Source organism: Bacillus sp. 01N45 (genome assembly GCF_056399205.1).
Map to the genome: position 1 here is coordinate 247,286 of NZ_JBFTQW010000004.1, position 21,048 is coordinate 268,333.

Sequence of the window (21,048 nt, forward strand, 5' to 3'; positions counted from 1 at the left end):
CCCCTTCTATCAATGTAAGTTCAGTCTAAACTTTGACATCGTGTTAAGGTCAACAGAAATATATTCATATACTTGTAACTACTTTATAAGGTGTTTCTTTATTTCTCCTTGTGATACACTACTTCTCCTTGTAAAACCGTCACTAAAACTTTCGCATCTGGAATCTTATCGACACTCATTTTAGTAATATCTTCATTTAGTAATATCATATCGGCTGATTTACCTACTTCGATTGAACCAGTAATATTATCAAGGCCTAATGCTTTAGCGGGCTTAATTGTATATGCATCAATAGCTGCATATACATTAGACAAGCCCTTTTCATTAATACTTAGTGCATTTGAAATTGTCACAAGTGGATTTAGTTCATTTACATCCCAATCACTACTAAGTGACACGTTTGCTCCTGTTTTCCAAATGCGTCCTAACGGCATAATTCGTTTCATCTGTTGATTTGTAAAATACGTACTTGCCCAGCTTTGTTTAGGATCTTCTGCAAAATCATGACCTACTTGGAAATCAGCGCTAATACCTAACTTAGCAAAACGATTTATATCACTATCTTCTACCATCTCAACATGCGTAAGCGTATAAGGCTGATTCGCCCCTTCTTTTTTCGCTGCCTCAATTGCATTTAAACTCTCTCTTACCCCGCCATCTCCAATCGTATGAATGAGCGCACCGTAACCAAGTTTATTAAGTTCCTTCAACCACCATTTCATTTTCTCTTCTGGAATATAGTTCAAACCGTACGGCGTTCCCTGAAACCACTCAAATTTATATTTTTCTAGTATTTTAGCTGTACTGTTAATGCTAATTCCATCACTATACATCTTCACTTGATTAATAAGCATTCGAGATGATACATCATCACGCTTAATCTTTTTGAAATACTCTATTTGTTCTGCTTCATTTAAGTTCGGATATACCCACGGACGAAGTACTACTCGCGACGTTAACTTTTTCTCATCGTTAACTTTATTCCAAACATCTAACCAGCCTCGTTTCCAATAAAGACGTCCATCGCCGACTGTAGTAATCCCATTCTTCGCAACCTCATCTAAACCGTCCAGCAAACCTTCATAATTTTTTTCAAAGAGATTAGGCTGAGCATTCCATGCTTTTTCCATCACGATATCTCCTGCTGTATCATACAGAAGCCCGAAAGGTTCTCCTGTTTCTGGATCCCGGATGATTCTTCCGCCTTGCGGATCTTTCGTCTCTTTATTTATTCCCGCTACTTCCAATGCTTTTGAGTTAACCCATACAGAATGAGAAGTTCTTTCCATAATTAATACAGGGTTATTAGGAAATAACTCATCAAGAACTTGTAATGGCGTTTGTTGTTCTGACTTTTCGTCCATATCTTTTAACAGCTCTTCCAAACTAAATCCTGTTCCACTTATCCATTCGCCATCTTTCACATCTTTTTTACACGCCTTTAAATACGAGCGTTGTTCTTGCAGCGCAGCATCCGGTGAAACACTACAATTCCCTGCTGCTGGTGATTTCGCCTCAAATATATGATTATGATTGTCCACAAAACCAGGAAGAATAAAACGTCCTTGTAAATCCACCACTTTCGTATCTTCATTTATAAATTCTTCTACATCTTTGTTTGAACCAACAAATGTAATTTTCCCTTCTTTAACGGCTACAGCCTCTACAATGTCTTGCTTGCCATTTGAAGTATAGATGGTACCATTTTTAAACACTACATTTTCGGGCAATTCCTTAGGTAAAACAAAACTACCATTCTCACCTTCTCCTACTTCAGGAGTACAAGCCGATACCCATGTCATACTTAGAATCAGACAAATAATCATGATTGTTTTTTTCATATTTTTTCTCCTTTTCATTATGATGAATTACTTACATAAATAGAATAAGGATTGACATAATGTTAATGTCAATCCTTATTCTCAGCTTATTTTCATAACTAAAAAACAAATTTGTGTCACATACTCCTCTACTAAACAATCACATTCAGGTCCCTTAATGTAAACCTCATATGGTGACCCCTCTATTACATAACTATTTCTTTCAATCCATTTTTCTAACGCAATATAAGCGTAGCCTATATAGTCATAACTTCCATAATGCATAGTAGTAACGACTTGATGTGGATTTAATTTTTTTATTTCATATTCTTGTACTACATCTTTATTGTTCCCATGCATGACCGGAATCCTTAATTCAACATCACTTTCATTTGGAATATACTCTTCATCATAAAAGACCGTAGAGGGCGAACCAACTATTGATAAGTTATGCTTTTGTACTTTTTCATATAAGTCATAAAAATAATCATCCATATCATCTATATTTATTTGCAGTCTTTGAGCAATTACTGTTATTTCATTTCTCATTCCAATTAATATATCGTAACTTCTATGGCGAGCAATATGCAGGCCATTATTCACATTTACCATTTCATTCATTTCTGAAATAACCTGTAAATTTTGCTTCACTTCGTGAGACAACTCTATAATTTGTGCTTGCATATGTTTCACAAACGAGTCTTGATCTGATGACTGCAAAATGATTTTAATTTTTGGTAGAGGGAACTTATACTCTCTTAACTTTTTTATTTTCAACGCTATTTCTAACTGTCCTTGCTCATAATATCTATACCCATTTTCCGGGTTCACATATGCTGGTTTTAATATATCCTCTTTGTCATAATGCCTTAGCATCCGTGTACTCATTTTACAAATCCGCGAAAACTCAGTAATTGTATACATATACTTACCCCTTGAATACATTTTCTTATACGCTTATTTTAAAACCAATCAAAAATCTCCCTAACTGAAAATTCTTCATTCTGATTGTGCAATCTTTTCAGTTTTGAAGGTAACAAATGACGAGGGCAATACCACGTTAAACAATTTATTGCGCCTCCCATTGTCGATATTTCTCCTACATGAATTTGAATAGCTTGTTTCTCCGTATGCTGTTGAATATATTGTAAAACTTCCCTATCTTTAGCTAATCCAAACTTAGGAACATAAATCGTATCACATGTTTCTAACATATTTATATACAACCCTTTTGCCGATGCTATTTCTTCATCATATTGTCCCTTTTCTGTATATGACGATGGAACAACTATAAATTTAGCTTCTGGCATTTGCTCTTGAATAATTTCTTGAACATTATATCTAAATTCATGATCCCCTAAAAAATCACTAATAAACATCGTATGTTCATCAATAAATTTAACCATTCCGTCTGCATGTGCAAGTACGTCCCCTTCTTCAGCAGGAATAATAATAACTCGGCTCACATCCAAATCCCATTCCAGTTGCTCTATAATTTCTTCTTCCGTCCAATCATCATTATCATCGAATATGCGTTCCGTTACTATAACAGTATCTTTTTTATTCCAAATAAGATTTCCACCGTCTAATATCAATGGAGACTTCCCATATTCAAAATCGTTCTTTTTTAACCATTTATTAAATTGTTGATCTAAATATCTCCATTGATCTTTCGGTAAGTAATTTGGTTGATATTTAAATTTAACTAAATGATTTGTAACAACTGGTGCAACATCTCTTAGCCAAATATCATCATACTCAAAAAAGCTTGTATGAAAGTCTTGCTCTTCAATGGATAAAGAAACAAGTTGATCAGTAAATGATTTATTTTCATTTAAGTATTCATTAAAATAAATCAGGTCTTCATAAAATGGACGATAATATGCATTTGATTTATCTGGTATTGCAGTAAAAATAATTCCATTATGTTTTTGTTCCATATTATTTACCTCGCTTTTTAATAATGGTTGAATAACTAATTTCACTATGCCAACTATTTCTCTTTTCATAACAATGTTCGAAACGTGCACATTTCATGAATGGATTATAGCACGGAGAAATATTATATATTTATATAAAAATATATAGCCGTGGTTGAGCGAAAAATTGACTCTTGACAGGGTTTTAAAATACAATAATAAAAATTTATATGAAAGTATGAAATTTAATAATAGAATCATAAGCCCTATCATTATGAAACTAGTTAATATTATTCCTTTCAATGCCCTTGCTCCTTTTTGCGAAAAATAAAACATGACAAAATAGATAAAGGTAACAATGTACCTATTTTGTCGGTAGGTTGCTGAATTTCAATCGATTATTTCAATTGAATCGGTTGTTGCTGTGTAACACAATGAATCATGCCGCCATTTTTATAAAGCTCTCTCACATCAATACCAACTACTTTACGATCTGGATATAACTTCTGAATCGTATCGTTTGCGATTTTATCATTCGGATCATTATAATTAGGAACCAATACCACAGCATTCCCAATATAATAATTGATATACGAGCCTTTATAATCGAGAGCTTTTCCATTTTCTAAAGTAACTTTATCTTTACTAAGGAGTAAGTATTCATACTTATACTTCTGTCCTGAAGCATTTTTTGCATCTAACAATGTATCCATATCCTTGTTTGACAAACCCCATTCGGCTAGGTCATCTTCTTTCATCGTTACAATGGTAGATTTACCATGGAATTTAGCAAATCCATCGATATGAAAATCAGTAATATCTAAATTAGGTACTCCATCTAACCAAATAAAGTTTGATACTCCTAGGTCACTTATATACTTTTCAATTTCCTTTTCTGATAAATTTGGATTTCTATTTTTATTTGTTACTGCACTTCGAGTTAATAAAGCAGTCCCATTACTGTCTAATTCAATTGCGCCGCCTTCAAGGACAAAGTTCCCCCAATCAATCCTTTCAATCCCTAATTGTTTACTAACATTTTCACGTATACGAGCATCATTTTTATAAGGTGTTTTCTTTCCCCAACCATTAAATGCCGGATCTAATATTTTGAGATTTTTATTATTGTCATAAACAAAAATCGGTCCACTATCTCTTGCCCATACATCATCAGTAGGAGCGATAAAGAAATCAATTTTATCCATATTCAGTCCTTTATCTATTAAAAGATTATTGATGCGCTCTTTCTCTTCCTCATCGTATGCAACAATATGAACTTTTTCACCCTCAGTTAAAGCGCTTGCCATCTTAACCCAAATCGGTTCAACTTCCTGCTTATATTCTTGACCATATGTGTATTCATGAGGCCATTGCAGCCATGTACCTTCATGTTTATCTTTTTCATCTGGCATCGTATATTTCCCAACTTTTTTCTGTACCTCTACTTTTCCATTCTCTTTCCCTTTTACATTTTCTTTACCACCTTCAAAAGAACAACCACTAATAATCGTTGTAGATAATGCAGCTATTAAACAAAACTTTACTACTTTTTTCACCTTTTCATCCTCCTGTTCTTACCTCCAATAATGTAAAGCTTCACATAGTGTGAAGCTCAAGCTTTTTCATCAATGTAAAAATTACCAATTATCCTTTACATTCATATCATTTAACTACCTATATAGATTTATTCAAATATCAACCACCTTTCTCACCTACTTAGTCAGCAAATAGAACATGACTAAATAAAAAAAATCGGTATTGATAATTACATATCAATACCGACTTTTAAAATTATTATTTTCCTTCTATTAAATCATTCGCCATTTTCCTAAACTCCTGATTAAACGAATCATTCATACCATTTTGTACGTTAGAGAATAATATTACAAACGTTCGTTTATCCCGGTTAAAATTATTAAATGTATTCCAACCAGCTAATACACCATGATTATGATAATAATCTGGATTAGTATAGAAACTAAACCCATATTTTCTTACAGATGATGCAGTAAACATATCTGATACACTTTGTTTAGAAATCAACTTTCCATCCATAATAGCCTCATCTAATCTTTTCATATCTTCAATAGTCGTATACATTTCACCACACCCATACAGCCAATTCATTTTTAACCGAGGCGCAGCTATTAACTCGTTATCTTTTTTCGTATAACCTTCTGCTAAAAAAATATCTTCAGGGAGAGTTGCACCCATTCCAGATTCATGCATTTCAACAGGCGTAAAAATATTTTCTTTCACATATTCAGCGAGCGGTTTATTCGATATCTTTTCTACAATATACGCAAGCACCATATAATTATAATCTGTATATTTCCAACCAGTCCCTGCAGGAAATTGCAATTTTTGTGCACCAATCCACGTTACTAACTTTAATCGTGACGCCGCATCAACCCTACCTTGTCCCTGATCTGGCAACCCAGACGTATGGGTTAACAAATTTCGTAACGTAATGTTTTTATCTGCCGGAAATGATGGAATATACTTATTTACATTGTCTTCAATATTTAATTTCCCTTTTTCTTTTAGCTGCATAATAGATATTGCAACGACTGTTTTCGTAATAGAACCAATGCGATATTTCGTTCTTGGCGTTGTTACTACTTTATCTTTCACATTCGCATACCCATAACCTTTGCGTAAAATTACATGATCTTTACTAGCTACAAGAACACTCCCATTAAATCCTTTATCTTTTAAATATTGATCTAGTTTTCCAGCTGCAACTTCATAGCGCTTTTTCTCATTCGCATCAACTTCTTGCATATCGCCCTTTTTCTTACTATTTACATTAGAAAATGCCTTTATATCATATTTCTTACCTTTATTTGCATGTATTAGTGTAACGACACTCCCACAAAAAATAGCAAAAATAAAGAAAACAATTAACCATTTCTTTAGCATAATAGGAACCCTCTTTTATCTAGTTTCACTTAACATGCATCCATTCTATTCTATATCTTTTAATTTTCAAATATTTCATAATATTATCTATCTATTATTCACCTATTTAAACTAGATTCCTTTTTCTCATATTCAGTTTTTGGCTACTCTCTATTGTATTTCTTTCTTGCAAAATTTCCACCTTACAATCGGATACACCCTACTATAATTTCAACAGCTTATGTAACATTTGTTACACATAATAAGAAATGGAGTTGTTACGATGAAAAATACCGATAAACACAATCGTTTAAATGATATGATGTTCCATTACAGAGTAACAAAAAATAACATATTTTTAATTGAATATTACGGAAAATAAATTAAAATATTAAAAGGAAATGATGCTGAAAAATTTTTAAACAAAATAAATCATGCACATAACATAACGATACAGAAAAACAACTCATTATGGCTAAAGTAACAGGTAATTTCAAAAGAGGCAATGAACGTCATTGAAAACGAATCTCATTTATTTTTTGATTATACAACATATAAAATAGAAATGTCGCACATTCGGCATTTCTTTAGAATTTCTTCATATAAAATTTACATTACTAACTTTCTTTTATTTTTTGCTTTTACTATATAAACTCACTGCCGAAATACTTAGTAATACAACTATACACAACCACGCACACGTATACCCTTTCTCATCGACAATATAACCAAATAAAACAGGTGCAACAATAATAGCAATTTGATTGAATGTCAGCGCCAAACTAACTGTTATTCCAACAGATTCTTCACTTGCCAATTCAGCAACTTCGACGATAAAAAGACTAAACCAACCAATTGAAAAGAAGCCTAACAATGCGCTGACACCATACAATACTCCACTCGTTACTGTATGTATGCTCATTACTAACAATAGAATCAAACCGATAGAAGCACAGACAGTTATAAATAAAGGTATGCGCCGATTCCCCTTATAAAACACATCACTAATAGCTGCTAATGCAACACGGCCAACCATTCCAGAAAAGAACATAACTGAAAATACTGTTCCGGCTACAATAGATGTAATGGATTGTTCCCTTACTAAAAATTTCATAAAGTGTCCAACTAACACCATTTGTAATGAAATCATGCAAATACCTGTTATATAAATTGGATACAACTCTTTTTTACATATCACTACTTTTAGCTGCATCCATAAAGAATTTTTAATATATTCTTTCCTTACATCCTCTTGGACATATGGCTCTTTATAAAACATAAAAAATAATAAACCCCCAATTATACAAATGCATGCCATACTATTTATCGCATAAGTCACATTATATTGTATTGTAAGAAACGGGATTAAAACTCCCGCTAACGCGCCACCAATCGGTATACCAGCTTGCCTTATTCCCATCGCTAATCCACGATTTTCTTTTGGAAACCATTTTAAAATCACTTTACTTCCTCCTGGCTGGGAAACACTATAAAACATTCCTACTAATAAAAGTACAAATAACAGTCCATTAAATCCATTTACTATATTAGTTAGTAAAAGGGAACCTCCTAGCAAAAATGAACTTATAGAAATTAACAACTTTTCATCATATTGATCAAGTAGCCGCCCAACAAAAAGCATACAAAATAATGGTCCAACATTTACAAAACTTACTAACAATCCACTCTCCATATTCTTAAGCGCATATTCTTCTTTCCAAAATAACGCCAAAACTCCAACACCATACGTTATAAGCGTCGCTGTTGTTTGAGCAATCGTCGCAACAATTAACATCATCCACTTATAAGTACTTTTCATCCTTTCTTCGATTAACACAATCATCCCTCCCCCCCTTCCATTGTATGAAAGTTCTGATATCATATAAAATAAATATTCATCATATAATCCATCAAAAAAATTGATACCTTTTCGGAGGAATGAAACGTGGACATAAAAGATTTAACTGTATTTTACGAAGTTGCGAAGGAAAATAATATTTCTCACGCAGCTAAAAATTTGAACTATGTACAATCAGGCGTAACAATGCGTATGAAACAACTAGAAAATGAATTAGGTGTGCCTTTATTTTACCGTAACGGAAAAGGTGTAACTTTAACTTCTAACGGTGAGATTTTATTAACATACGCTAAACAAATTATCCACTTAATGGATCAATCTATAAAAGCGGTTCAAAGTAATGGAACTGAGCCAAAGGGCACGTTGAAAATCGGATGTACAGAATCTACAACTGCGGTAAGGCTTCCCTCTATATTAACGGCCTACTATGAGAAACACCCAAAAGTCGAATTGATTTTAGACACAAATACGACCGAACAACTAATTAGGCTAGTGTTAGAAAGAAAACTAGACGGAGCGGTTATAGCTGGCTCTACTCAGCACGCTGAACTTCATACAAGTGTATTTCGTGAAGAAGAATTAGTTCTCATTAGTAAAAAACCTTTACCCTCTCTTACAGACATAGAAGATATGAATTTACTCGCTTTTAGTCAAGGTTGCTATTATAGAAGTTTATTAGAAGACTGGCTTCAAGAGGAAGACCTCTCGCCTAAACGAGTATTAGAGTTTGGAACAATCGAAGCAATACTCGCCTGTGTAAAATCAAATATGGGCGTAGCAATTATGATGAAATCAATTTTAAGTGGTCATGCACATAATTTATCATTCAATCCTTTACCTAATAGATTCAAAAAAGTTCCTACTACTTTTATTACTAGAAAAGATATATATCACTCAGCTGCACTACAAAAATTTATGGAGATGATTTAACAATGCGTGAAAAGAAAATACGTGGGGTGAAGCGTAAAACAAATCTTAAAAGGGGTACTTTCAAATGAAAAGCTTCCCTTTTTTCACCTAACAAAATCGCTATATAATGAATTTATTATTTTACTATGTAGGAGGTTTTCAAATGGTAATCCCTAAATATCCTGATGTCCCTACTCTTACGAAAAAACAAATCGATCAAATTACAGAAATCACTTTTCTAAAAGAAATACCACCACAAAAATGTGATGCAATTTTCGTTTTCGGCGGTTCTCATCCTGGCAATTGGCAAACTCCTCTAGAAGCTTATCGACAAGGTTTAGGAAACAAAATTATCGTTACAGGCGGTACTAGTTTGCATGGCATGAAACATCCGAGCTGGAATTACGAGGATTTATCAGAAGCAGAAGTAATTGTACATAAATTAATTGAACATGGCATACCCAGAGACTCTATCCTATTCGAGACAAATTCCCTCCATTCTATCGCTAATGTAATGGAAGCGAAAAAGATTTTTGATTTCACAAAAATTAATCGGCTACTATTTGTTTGCAAAAGTTTAGGAGCCGGTCGGCAATATAGAGTATTGAAAAAACATCTCCCTAACACTGTTACTTGTATTCCATATACATTTGATACAAGTTTCGATGGTGAGTTTATCATTAATAGATATAATTGGATGGAAAATGAAAAAAGTCGCTCTATGATTTTTGGAGAATACTTGAGAAATATTTGCTACGGCAGAAAAGGCGGCATTGAGCCACCTGAAAAAGAGGTTGAAGGTTTAGAAGAATATGTATCCTACTACTATAATCTAGCATAATAGAAAAAGGTATACCAAAACATCGGTATACCTTTTATGCTATCTTACTTATTTTTCTTTTAACACACTATGTAATCGATCAGGATAATTTGTAAACATTCCTGTAGCACCCCATTTCATTAACAATCTCATATCTGGTTTCTCATTAATTGTATAAGGATGAATTAGCAGTCCATTTTTCCTAGCCATTTTCATATATGACTCATCAATAATTAGTTCTCCGTCATCATTACGTAAGTTCGGTCCAATACCAACTGCATACTTTTTAATTTCTTGAAAATCATCATTCGTTACACTTTTCGGTTCATGTGTAATACTAGACCATTCAACAATCTCATTATTTTCATTTGGATAATACCAAAGCAGTTGAACTAACGGAATATTTTTATTCATACTATGAATCTTTGTTAAACTATCTTTACTAAATGATTGAATCATAACACGGCTAGAAGACATATTTTGACCTACTAAATTATATTTATTTAATAAAGCTAATAATTTCTCTTCCATTCCTGGATACACATCTGGTGATTTTGTTTCAATGTAATACTTCATACTTCTTCCGTACTTTTGGAAGATTTCTTCAAGAGTCGGAACTTTTTGACCAACATACTCTTGCTTAGCCTTTTCTGGATAAGCTTTATTGAACCAAGATCCTGCATCTAAGCTCTTTATTTCACTTAACGTTTTATCTCGTACTTCCCCTGTACCATTTGTAGTACGGTCAACTGCTGTATCATGCATTGCAATTAACTGGCCGTCCTTAGTTAACTGAATATCTAACTCCAAATAATCCGCTTTCATTTTTTTCACAAGATCATAAGAAGCAAAAGTATGCTCAGGTGCATGTCCACTTGCTCCACGATGTGCAATATTTAAAAATTTATTCGTATTCCATTCATGCTTCCCTTCTGATTTCGCATGAACAGCTCCCCCAGCAAAGATACTTCCCATCATAAAGAAAATAACGAACGCGCTAATAATTTTTCTCATCCTTCTAACCCTTCCTACGTTGCAAATTTCAACAAGTTAATGAGATTTACACGAAATAGAAGATATACATTCATCATTTTTATAAGCTTATATGAAAATTCCAATCTTACAAATATAATTCCCCTATGTTATTACTATACTATGTATTTTCTATATCCCTCCTATTCACATGGAACTTCCTATTGATTACAGTTCACCAATAAAAAAAAGCCATAAATTATTTAGAGGACACTATTGTATCCCTAAATAAATTTATGGCTTATCTCAAATATCTCCGGCCTCAATTAACTTGTCGAAATTAATCATACCAAACCTATTAATATTTGTGAATATTATTTTTTCAGTACGACGAAGCTTTAACCAGTATAAGTTATATATCTCATACTAATTAGTATTTGAACCTATCGAATTTTTCTGTACAGCCTGATTCCTATCTAACTTCTTTAATTTCCATTCATACAAGATAAAATTCTATTATCATTTGACGTGATATTTACGTAAACCTAGGTTTTATTTAATTACAAATTCTTAATTTCGTATATCTTTTCTTGTAAGTTTAGATTTCTTTTGAGAATATGGTATATTTACATGTCCCGAAGCAGCCACGGATTGTCTCCTTTCCTTCCTTGACAGCCTAGGCTTCTTTTGAGAATGTAATTTTTTTAAATGTCCTGAAGCAATACATTGTTTTTTGAAATCAAAGTAAAAATACAAATGTGTACTTAGAGCTATGAACACAACGGAAAGAAATGAAGCGAGAATGATTAATACAATAGCCATAGCCTTTTGACTCAAAACACCAATAATAACTTGACCAATTATATAACCTAAGCTTGAAAAAAATACAATTTTAGGAATTTTCACATCTTGATCAGTTGTACCCCTTAAGCGGGCTGTAAAATATTTAATCCAGAATAATTCAGATTTATAAACAATTAAACTATATGCAATAAGCGATAGAATAAAAAATAAAGGTGAATCTATTTTTACGAATTCATAAGCTAACTTTTGCACAGCTATAAAACTACAAAATGAAATACTTAACGCAACAAATCCAGAATATAGTAAATGTTGCAATTGAGGCTGCCGAGGCTTATGAATAGAAACCCAAATTCCCCATAGATTACATATCACATAAAATGGAAAAGCTGCGTAAGAGTATATATTGTACGGTGGAAATATGAATAAAATGATGAGTAGAAGAAAATTCATGATAACCCACACAAAGGCCCCTACAATATTTCTTATATCAAATGGTATTAATATCCGCATACAATCATCTATGCTGTTGCCATTATATTTGTCCATTATACACCTCATAAAAATTTAAAAATTTTATCTAATACATTTCCAATTCCTGATTTAACTCTATCTTTTACCGAATCCTGTTTACCATCATGATTCCATCAGTTTCTATATTAATTTCTATAAAAACATCCAAGCTTATTCCACTCCAATAAAGGTTCCATTTGCTGCATCACTAATAAGAAATAATGTAAAAAAAACTGCTTGTTTAAACAGTTTTTTACATTATTTCTTATTGTATTTTAGATAATACATTTTCTTGGAAAGTACGCTCTTCCTGATCTTCATATCCAGTTGAAACAACTTCTTGAATATCATCATGATTAAATAAATAAGTGAAATCTGGATTAATATAGCCTTCTGGATAAGGACATCCCATATAATCGAATTTTCTTACCTCATCCGTTGCTACTTGTTGTTTTCGCCCAAAAATCATAAGTTTCTTTGTACCTGCTTTTAAAATTACAATAGATCCTATAGGAAAAAGTTGCGAATTCATTGTATGTCCTCCTCATTAATTGTTTTTTTAAGAATTTAAGGAATCTAGCTTGGTTTTTCGCCTCTTCAAATCGATATATATACATATATACACACTATATATACTAGACACAACAGCCAATAAAGAAAAGACTAAAATTAAGACCGTCGCTAAACCGTTTTGTGATAATGTACCTACACATATTTGTCCAATAATATATCCCAATCCTGATAAATAAACAATCGGAGAAATTTTTATATTGTCATTTTCTTCATTGTTTAATCGCTTTAAAAAACTTTTCATTCCAATAGAAATCAATTTATAAATTGTAAAAATGTAAAGCACAAAAGTAACAATAAAAAACAGAGGTGTTTCAATTTTAATAAAAGTATATGCAATCTTTTGAATCACTATAAAGCTTCCAAAAGAAAAAGTCATTCCCATAAATCCATTATATAAAATGTGTACCAACCTTAGCTCATTTGGTTTATAAAAAAATACCCATACTCCCCATATATTAGCAATCAAAAGAAAAGGTAAAATTATATATAGGTATATAGTAAAGGTTGGCGGAAATAAAAATGGGGTTAAAATCATAAAATTAGTAACTACCCACACCATAATGACACTCGATTTAACACTGTAAGGCATCAATTTCCGAATAATTTGTTCTGTGCTTTTTCCGTGGTATTTTTCCATATTAATCTCCCAAAAACTAAAAAATTTTATCTAGAGCTGCTCCGATTCCAGATTTAACTCTATCTTTTATCGAATCCTGTTTACCATCATGATTCCAATCACCTTTGTTAAACTTAATTCCATCTGTTACTATACTAGCTCCTATAGAAACACCAAAGCCAAAACAAGCCCCAGCAACAGTTCCGATTGGACCGCCAAAAACAGTTCCAACAGTTGCACCTAGTTTGGCTCCCGCAAAGGCACTTACAGCCGTTGTACCAACCCCAATTGCTGCATCACCCATAATATCACCAGCTATCTTAGTTTTTGAAGCTTTATTTTCAATATTTTCCTTTGTATCATTAATTACATCCCACCCTATGGCTGCATAGCCCAAAGCATTTGTTTTTAATTTCAATGAATCTTTAAGAAATTCTTTTGGTGATAAAACATGTCTTTTTACATCGTCTATTTGCTTTACTTCGGCTAAAGGTAATTTTGTACGCCTTATCACATTAAGTCCATTTTTATCCTTTAGTACAGTCCGATTTTGAAACCTTACCATTTCTTTTCCTTTTTTATTTGTGTAGGGTGTTACACGCAAACCTTTATTATGTAAAGCTGCCAACTTGTAGGCAGCTGCACCTTCAGTTACAGTACCAAGTAAAGTAAATAATGATCCCGTAGGGTTATCTTTCCAATCACCAATATCGCCACCCAACGGTGCAAACCAATTAACATCAATTGCTTCTTCCCCAAATGAAACTTCTTGTTGATCAGCCTTCTCAAAACGGTCAGCAGCTTTTCTTAATGCATCACTATGTTCTTTTAAAACTGTCGTTATAGTAGCTAACACTGAGCCTGCGTATTGGGATTGATTTAACACAGCATCTCTTCCAGATACTTGGAAAGGAAGATCAAATAACTGCTGATTGATACGTTGATGTGTTTCAGATAGCTCATGAGCTGTTTGTTCTATATTAGAAGCTAGTTTCCTTAAATGGTCAGGAGTAACCTTAATTTCACCGCTCACCTTGTTTTACCCCCTAATGATTTAAGATAAAGTACCATTTTCTTTATCTCTTCAGTAATTGTAAAGGTATCAAGGCAAATAAAATTCGTTTGTGTTTGCTCATTATCTAAAACTTTTTGGATTAGCCAATATTGGTTTTGACTATATAAAAACTGAATACAATCTGTAGACCATGAGTCCTTTATATAATAATGAACTTGAACAGTATTTAATTCTTCACGATTATGTATAATGTTTGCTAACTCTAAGGAAGCTTCATCATCTAAGTAAAGTTTCAAGTAATCTACTAATTGCTTGTTTGATTGATTTAAAATAGTTTCCTTATATGCAGAAGAAGGGATTTTAAATGTATAATTTGGACAAGAGAAAGTATTTTTAGGCTGTAATGCTTGATATATAAATTGCCAAGCTACCTCCGGTGTCCCGCATTCTTTAAATGTACATTGTTTTTCACCGTTATCATCTGTTATTACATTTTGTATAACCTTTTTCTCACTAAAATAGAAAATGTTTTTTTCTAAAGTACTGTCTTTACTTATCTGTACTTCAATAACAAATCCTGTAGTTAAACAAATACGAAAATATTCTAAAAGTTGTTTGTCACATAATGTTTCATCTTCTTTTATTATGAGTAGCTCTTCGTTTGTCCAATTCTCGTACATTACATCTAATTCTTTGTCTATTTCCTCATCTGACCAATTTTCAAAGGGGTTCTCAATTCCAATCATTGTTTCATGGTCAAATATACCAGTTAATACATATACTTCTTTATTTGATAAAATAAGAGGTTCAATAGTCAAATAGTCCCACTCCCTAGCGCGATATATAATCTCTAGGAAATATAATACAATAAAAAAATGATTCAATCTAGTAATTGCCAACACTTATAACTAAAAACTAAAAAAATTCTAATAACAACAAAGAGAAAAGGAACTAATTTACATATATTTTTATAATAATAATATCTCTTCACTAAACAATTTTATTTTGCAAGCCAAAAAAATAGAAGTATTGTCCTATATTAGACAATACTTCCGCAGTTACTTAAAATCACATAATAATTTATTCATTACCTCCTCCAGCATTACAGCTGGATTTACCACCGCTTTTTCCGAACGCCATCCAATAAATCCATCTGGTCTAATTAGTACAACTCCTTCATTCTCTATCCCATATAATTCACGAAAAACATTTTCTTGAGCAATAAAGTCTCCGGTTAAACCTACTCGATACACTTTTATATTTATTCCTAATTCAGATGAAACATCTTGTGCACACTCGGCCCAAGCGTGATTTTCTGCTCCAATAAGTAACACAAAATCATTTCCTAATAAATCAAGTATAGAAATTTCTTTTCCATCATACGTTCCACAAAAGTGTGGTGCTCGCGTTCCAGGTCTTCCGTTCAACTCTACGATATCCATTCTATGTGGAGTAGCTGAGTCATCTACTATCGCCTCTGAACAATAGTGATACCCAACAGTTACAGCTAATCCATCCATATTATTCAAACTGCCTTCCTCTCTACTTGCAGCACGGAACAATAAACTACTCGCATACTCTGTCGTTAATTTTGCAACAGGATATCTCTCTTTATGATATGTTTCTAACAATTTTGGATCTGCTTTCCCTTTTATAACAGCCGCTAATTTCCAAGCTAAGTTATGCGCATCTTGTATGCCTGTATTTGAACCGAATCCTCCAGTTGGTGGCATAATATGTGCAGAATCACCAACTAAAAAAATGCGATTATCTTGAAATTTTGTAGCAGTACTTTCTGTCGCTTCCCACGGTAAAACACTTACTATTTCTGGCTCAACATTTGTGCTTCCAATTGCAGTTTGCATAATTTGTTTACAGCGTTCTATAGTGAAATCCTCTGGTCCCTCTTCTTTTAATGGATCGTAGGATACATGGTAAATCCATCTTCTTTCGTTATCAACTGGTATAAGCGCACCAAGTACTTCGCGATGAAGTACCATAGTAAAACCAAATGCATCTCCTTGTATAAACTCACTTAAATCCGCTTCAAAATAAATATTCATATAATAGCCACCGATTGTACCTCGTCCCTCAGTACTTATCCCTAGTTGCTCACGTATTTTACTTTTTGCCCCATCTGCTGCAATTACATAGTCACAATGAATAATACTTTCTTCTTCCGTTTCACGATTCCGAATCGTTGCGATTACTCCATGCTCATTTTGTTCATAAGAAACCAATTCATGATAAAAAGATAATTCTCCATCTAATGACCTCGCTTCTTGTAACATCATCTCTTCTAAAATAATTTGATAACAAGCCGTTTGTTTTGATGGACTAATCTCTTCTATTTTTTGAAGTAACTTCTCATCATTTCCATACTGAGTCGCCCGCATTTTTGCCAATTCTTCCTTATTCGCCTCAGCTATCGTATGAACTGCTATTCTTCCTCGGCAATTTTCTAATGCTTTACCCGCCAATCTAATTCTTTGTTCTAAACCTAATTCTCGAAATAACTCCATCGTACGAAAAGTGATTCCACCTGCTTTTGGATGAATTGCAGTAGACGGGTGCCTTTCAACCAATAAATAATCAACGTTATGTTTTGCAAGGAATAGCGCAGATGCTAACCCTGATAATCCTCCTCCAATAATTAAAACTGGTACGTAATTCGATTTCATATATTTATCCTCCCATCATTGTTCTGAGCTCAGTGATATAAATATAATCAAAAAAACAACAAAGATATAGACTTATATTTCATTTTGAATTATCATATAGATAGATTACGCCCCAAATTACTTTTATTTTTTCATACATCTATAATCTGCTTGCATTATGCATGTATGAAAGAGTAAAACGAAACAACTCACTTTAGTAGACACCAACATGATAAGCGGTCGTACCCTATAAGTTATACAGGGTTACGACCGCTTATTTTTTTATAAAACCCTCATCCTTTATCTTCTGTAAACAATATATTATGAAATTCTTTTCTATTCCCTCTCATTTTCAACACATATAATTTCATTCGTCTCGATTTTCTTTCCCAATATTGCAGCTCATACAACAATCATGTAGCATTACCGTATCGATGTAATGGTTCATCATCTTAAACCTTTCGACTAATTACCCGGAGGTAAAGTGATTGAAATGAATAAACAAGAACAATTAAATGTTATAAAAAAAGATTTTATTGATTCTCAAAAAGTATTATTGGCAATTGGCGATGAAACACGTCAAGCTATTTTGTTAGTTCTCATGGAAACGGAATGTCAAACCGGATTACGTGTAGGAGAAATTAAGAAACAAACACACCTTTCTCGACCAGCGGTATCACATCACCTTAGAATTTTACGAGAAGCCGGTATTATTTTAATGCGAAAAGAAGGTACAAAAAACTTTTATTATATTGATATACGTACAAAATTAGGTGTATTAAAAAATCTTGTATTAGATATTGAAAAGCTATTGCACAACTTTTATCCCGCTTTAATGGGCAGTAAGACCCCCGCCTCAAAATTCAGCGAAAGCAAAGAAGTTAGGTAGGGGATCAACTGCCCATTAAAGTCCGATTGGTTCAACTAATAATCAGTGGGGGATGAAGAAAACCCCCACTGATTAAAGTTTCACTTTATTAAAATGTGGAGGTATAAGAAATGAAAGCAATGATAATTGATAAATACGGGAAAGTTCCAATGCGTATGGCAGAAGTACCTACTCCTGAAATAAATGAACATGAAGTGCTCGCAGAAATTCATGCAGCTAGTATTAACCCAATTGACTTTAAAATACGTGATGGAAAAGTAAAGATGTTACTTAAATATGAAATGCCCCTAATCCTTGGTAATGACTTTTCTGGTGTCATCGTAAAAGTTGGATCAAAAGTAACTCGTTTTAAAGTCGGCGATGAAATATATGCACGCCCAAGAAAAAATAAGATCGGTACTTTCGCGGAATATATAGCCATTCATGAGGATGATATAGCTTTAAAACCAAAAAATTTAAGTTTTGAGGAAGCCGCGTCGATTCCACTCGTTGGCTTAACATCCTATCAAGCACTACATGACATTATGCACTTACAAAAAGGAAAAAAGATTTTAATTCACGCTGGGTCTGGTGGTGTTGGTACTTTCGCAATTCAGTTAGCAAAAATAATGGGCGCTACCGTTACAACAACTGCTAGTGAAGCTGGTTCTGATTTAGTAAAGTCTCTTGGCGCAGATGAGATTATCAATTACAAAACAGAAAAATTTGAAGAAATACTAAAAGATTATGATGCAGTATTTGATACAATCGGCGGTACAACACTTGAAAAATCATTCAATATTATAAAAAGCGGCGGCAACATTGTTTCTGTTTCAGGAATGCCAAATGCTCGTTTCGGTAAAGAATTTGGTTCCGGATTTTTTAAAACACTCTTATTTTCATTAGCAAGCAAAAAACTTACTGCACTTGAAAAAAAGCATAATGCGCAATATTCATTTTTATTTATGAAGCCAAGTGGGGATCAATTACGTACTATCGCAAACTATATTGAAGCTGGAAAAATCAAACCGGTAATCGACCGAGTTTTCCCTTTTGAAGATACTCAAAAAGCAATGGAATATTCAGAGGCTGGAAGAGCAAAAGGAAAAATAATCGTAAAAATTAAGTAGTAATAAAAACTCCATTTTTTTAAATGGAGTTTTTATATTTGCTGTTAAATAGACATAGCACACTGAAGTCCTTACAATAGATTTTAAGGGGAAATATCATATTATACTTTTAGCTAATTTTACAAAGAATACATACGTACAAATACATAATAAAAAATAAACAAGGAGGAGATAAAATGACTAAAAATAATGAAGCTGGTTGGAATTTAGATAATAGTTATACAACTTTACCACAATCATTTTATACAGAAATCCCCCCTACTCCAGTAAGTTCACCGGAGCTAGTTAAACTAAATCATTCGCTAGCAATATCTCTTGGCTTTAATCCTGAAGAATTGAAAAAAGAAGTTGAAATTGCTATTTTCGCTGGTAATGCACTCCCAGAAGGAGCTCATCCATTAGCACAAGCGTATGCAGGTCATCAATTTGGACATTTTAATATGTTAGGCGACGGTCGCGCGCTTTTAATAGGTGAACAAATTACTCCTTCAGGTAAACGTTTTGATATTCAACTGAAAGGTTCTGGCCCTACTCCGTATTCACGCCGTGGTGATGGTCGTGCTGCACTCGGTCCGATGCTACGTGAGTATATTATTAGTGAAGCAATGTATGCACTTGATATTCCAACTACTCGCAGTTTAGCAGTTGTCACAACAGGCGAGCCAACATATCGTGAAACAAAGTTACCTGGAGCAATTTTAACTAGAGTCGCTAGCAGTCATATACGTGTCGGCACATTTCAATATGCTGCAGCTCGTGGTTCTATCGAGGATCTTCAATCACTAGCTGACTATACGATAAAAAGACATTATCCAGAAATTGAAGCTCATGAAAACCGATATACTGCATTACTACAAGAAGTCATAAAGAAACAAGCAAGTCTCATCGCTAAATGGCAACTTGTTGGATTTATACATGGTGTAATGAATACTGACAATATAACGATTAGTGGAGAAACGATTGATTACGGCCCTTGTGCATTTATGGACAATTACGATCAAGGAACCGTATTTAGCTCTATTGATACACAAGGTCGCTACTCATATGGAAATCAGCCATATATGGCCGCGTGGGACCTCGCGCGACTAGCAGAATCTTTAATACCCATCCTACATGAAGATGAAGAAGAAGCATTAAAGATTGCTCAAGACGAAATTTCAAAATTTAGCGTACAATATGAAAACAATTGGTTCCTTGGAATGAAAAAGAAATTAGGACTATTTAGCAACGAGGAACAAGATCAATCACTTATTGAGCAACTTTTAAAAATGATGGAGAAACATAAAGCCGATTATACAAATACATTCCGTTCATTAACTCTTAATACGCTCGAAAATACAGCTCTATTTGAAAGTCCTGAATTTAACGAATGGTACAAACTATGGCAATCTCGATTAGAAAAACAAGAAGAATCGAAAGAAAACGCCTACGAAATGATGAAAAATAATAACCCATCAATCATCCCTAGGAACCACCGTGTAGAAGAAGCACTAGAAGCAGCTGTTACAAATGACGACTATAGTGTAATGGAGAAACTTCTTGAAGCCTTATCAAACCCTTATGCGTATTCTACAGATCAAGAAGAATACTGCGTTCCGCCTGCACCGACGAATCGTCCTTATCGTACTTTTTGTGGGACTTGATTGCAATTTAAAGAATGTTTCTAGTTATAT

18 protein-coding genes and 1 pseudogene are annotated in these 21,048 nt (G+C 33.3%); 6 read left to right on the plus strand and 13 right to left on the minus strand.

Annotated elements, in window-relative coordinates; translation table 11 throughout:
• Positions 1 to 98 precede the first annotated feature (98 nt).
• The 5 genes from AC1DMU_RS11805 to AC1DMU_RS11825 all read right to left on the minus strand — a co-directional run bounded on the left by AC1DMU_RS11805 (position 99) and on the right by AC1DMU_RS11825 (position 6,661).
• Entirely contained in the window at positions 99 to 1,841 is a 1,743-nt protein-coding gene (locus AC1DMU_RS11805; RefSeq protein WP_088064122.1) for an amidohydrolase, read from the minus strand.
• A gap of 81 nt (positions 1,842 to 1,922) precedes the next feature.
• Complete coding sequence (locus AC1DMU_RS11810; RefSeq protein ID WP_088064123.1) at positions 1,923 to 2,744, minus strand: MerR family transcriptional regulator; 822 nt, start codon at positions 2,742 to 2,744, stop codon at positions 1,923 to 1,925.
• Positions 2,745 to 2,782: 38 nt separating this feature from the next.
• On the minus strand, positions 2,783 to 3,760 hold the full coding sequence (locus tag AC1DMU_RS11815) for an agmatine deiminase family protein (RefSeq protein ID WP_088064489.1): 978 nt from the start codon (positions 3,758 to 3,760) through the stop codon (positions 2,783 to 2,785).
• 377 nt (positions 3,761 to 4,137) lie between these two features.
• Complete coding sequence (locus AC1DMU_RS11820) at positions 4,138 to 5,295, minus strand: agmatine deiminase family protein (RefSeq protein WP_142291791.1); 1,158 nt, start codon at positions 5,293 to 5,295, stop codon at positions 4,138 to 4,140.
• Between the two features lie 238 nt (positions 5,296 to 5,533).
• Complete coding sequence (locus AC1DMU_RS11825; RefSeq protein WP_088064124.1) at positions 5,534 to 6,661, minus strand: serine hydrolase domain-containing protein; 1,128 nt, start codon at positions 6,659 to 6,661, stop codon at positions 5,534 to 5,536.
• 262 nt (positions 6,662 to 6,923) lie between these two features.
• On the opposite strand from AC1DMU_RS11825, the pseudogene AC1DMU_RS11830 reads away from it, so the two are divergent.
• Positions 6,924 to 7,159: pseudogene (locus tag AC1DMU_RS11830) on the plus strand (hypothetical protein).
• A gap of 109 nt (positions 7,160 to 7,268) precedes the next feature.
• Here AC1DMU_RS11830 and AC1DMU_RS11835 read toward each other — a convergent pair.
• Positions 7,269 to 8,483 carry an MFS transporter gene (locus tag AC1DMU_RS11835; RefSeq protein ID WP_142291792.1) on the minus strand — a complete coding sequence of 405 codons (1,215 nt, stop codon included), beginning with the start codon at positions 8,481 to 8,483 and terminating at the stop codon, positions 7,269 to 7,271.
• Between the two features lie 102 nt (positions 8,484 to 8,585).
• Here AC1DMU_RS11835 and AC1DMU_RS11840 point away from each other — a divergent pair, with 102 nt between their 5' ends.
• Positions 8,586 to 9,428, plus strand: a complete 843-nt coding sequence (locus AC1DMU_RS11840; protein ID WP_476941505.1) for a LysR family transcriptional regulator — start codon at positions 8,586 to 8,588, stop codon at positions 9,426 to 9,428.
• A 142-nt stretch (positions 9,429 to 9,570) separates the two neighbouring features.
• Positions 9,571 to 10,248, plus strand: coding sequence for a YdcF family protein (locus tag AC1DMU_RS11845; RefSeq protein WP_088064126.1), 678 nt, complete (start codon positions 9,571 to 9,573; stop codon positions 10,246 to 10,248).
• A 48-nt stretch (positions 10,249 to 10,296) separates the two neighbouring features.
• Here the strand turns inward: AC1DMU_RS11845 and AC1DMU_RS11850 are convergent, their stop codons facing one another.
• The 7 genes from AC1DMU_RS11850 to AC1DMU_RS11880 form a co-directional block, all read right to left on the minus strand.
• Complete coding sequence (locus AC1DMU_RS11850) at positions 10,297 to 11,241, minus strand: glycerophosphodiester phosphodiesterase (RefSeq protein ID WP_088064127.1); 945 nt, start codon at positions 11,239 to 11,241, stop codon at positions 10,297 to 10,299.
• Positions 11,242 to 11,769: 528 nt separating this feature from the next.
• Positions 11,770 to 12,549 carry a hypothetical protein gene (locus AC1DMU_RS11855; protein WP_142291793.1) on the minus strand — a complete coding sequence of 260 codons (780 nt, stop codon included), beginning with the start codon at positions 12,547 to 12,549 and terminating at the stop codon, positions 11,770 to 11,772.
• Positions 12,550 to 12,778: 229 nt separating this feature from the next.
• Positions 12,779 to 13,045 (minus strand): DUF4176 domain-containing protein, encoded by a 267-nt coding sequence (locus AC1DMU_RS11860; protein ID WP_061686097.1) that lies wholly within the window; start codon positions 13,043 to 13,045, stop codon positions 12,779 to 12,781.
• Between the two features lie 27 nt (positions 13,046 to 13,072).
• The gene (locus AC1DMU_RS11865; protein ID WP_215558941.1) at positions 13,073 to 13,723 is read right to left on the minus strand and encodes a hypothetical protein; all 651 of its coding nucleotides are present in this window, start codon (positions 13,721 to 13,723) and stop codon (positions 13,073 to 13,075) included.
• 16 nt (positions 13,724 to 13,739) lie between these two features.
• The gene (locus AC1DMU_RS11870) at positions 13,740 to 14,735 is read right to left on the minus strand and encodes a WXG100 family type VII secretion target (RefSeq protein ID WP_088064129.1); all 996 of its coding nucleotides are present in this window, start codon (positions 14,733 to 14,735) and stop codon (positions 13,740 to 13,742) included.
• Positions 14,732 to 15,535 carry a hypothetical protein gene (locus tag AC1DMU_RS11875; RefSeq protein WP_088064130.1) on the minus strand — a complete coding sequence of 268 codons (804 nt, stop codon included), beginning with the start codon at positions 15,533 to 15,535 and terminating at the stop codon, positions 14,732 to 14,734. The genes AC1DMU_RS11870 and AC1DMU_RS11875 overlap by 4 nt, the downstream gene beginning before the upstream one ends.
• Before the next feature lie 240 nt (positions 15,536 to 15,775).
• The gene (locus AC1DMU_RS11880; protein ID WP_088064131.1) at positions 15,776 to 17,398 is read right to left on the minus strand and encodes an FAD-dependent oxidoreductase; all 1,623 of its coding nucleotides are present in this window, start codon (positions 17,396 to 17,398) and stop codon (positions 15,776 to 15,778) included.
• A gap of 463 nt (positions 17,399 to 17,861) precedes the next feature.
• Between AC1DMU_RS11880 and AC1DMU_RS11885 the strand changes: the two genes are divergently transcribed.
• From AC1DMU_RS11885 to AC1DMU_RS11895, 3 genes are all read left to right on the plus strand, one after another.
• Positions 17,862 to 18,266, plus strand: coding sequence for an ArsR/SmtB family transcription factor (locus tag AC1DMU_RS11885; RefSeq protein WP_088064132.1), 405 nt, complete (start codon positions 17,862 to 17,864; stop codon positions 18,264 to 18,266).
• A 110-nt stretch (positions 18,267 to 18,376) separates the two neighbouring features.
• Positions 18,377 to 19,375: an NADP-dependent oxidoreductase gene (locus tag AC1DMU_RS11890; RefSeq protein WP_088064133.1), complete on the plus strand. Its 999-nt coding sequence runs from the start codon at positions 18,377 to 18,379 to the stop codon at positions 19,373 to 19,375.
• 176 nt (positions 19,376 to 19,551) lie between these two features.
• Positions 19,552 to 21,018: a protein adenylyltransferase SelO gene (locus tag AC1DMU_RS11895; RefSeq protein WP_215558942.1), complete on the plus strand. Its 1,467-nt coding sequence runs from the start codon at positions 19,552 to 19,554 to the stop codon at positions 21,016 to 21,018.
• Positions 21,019 to 21,048 lie beyond the last annotated feature (30 nt).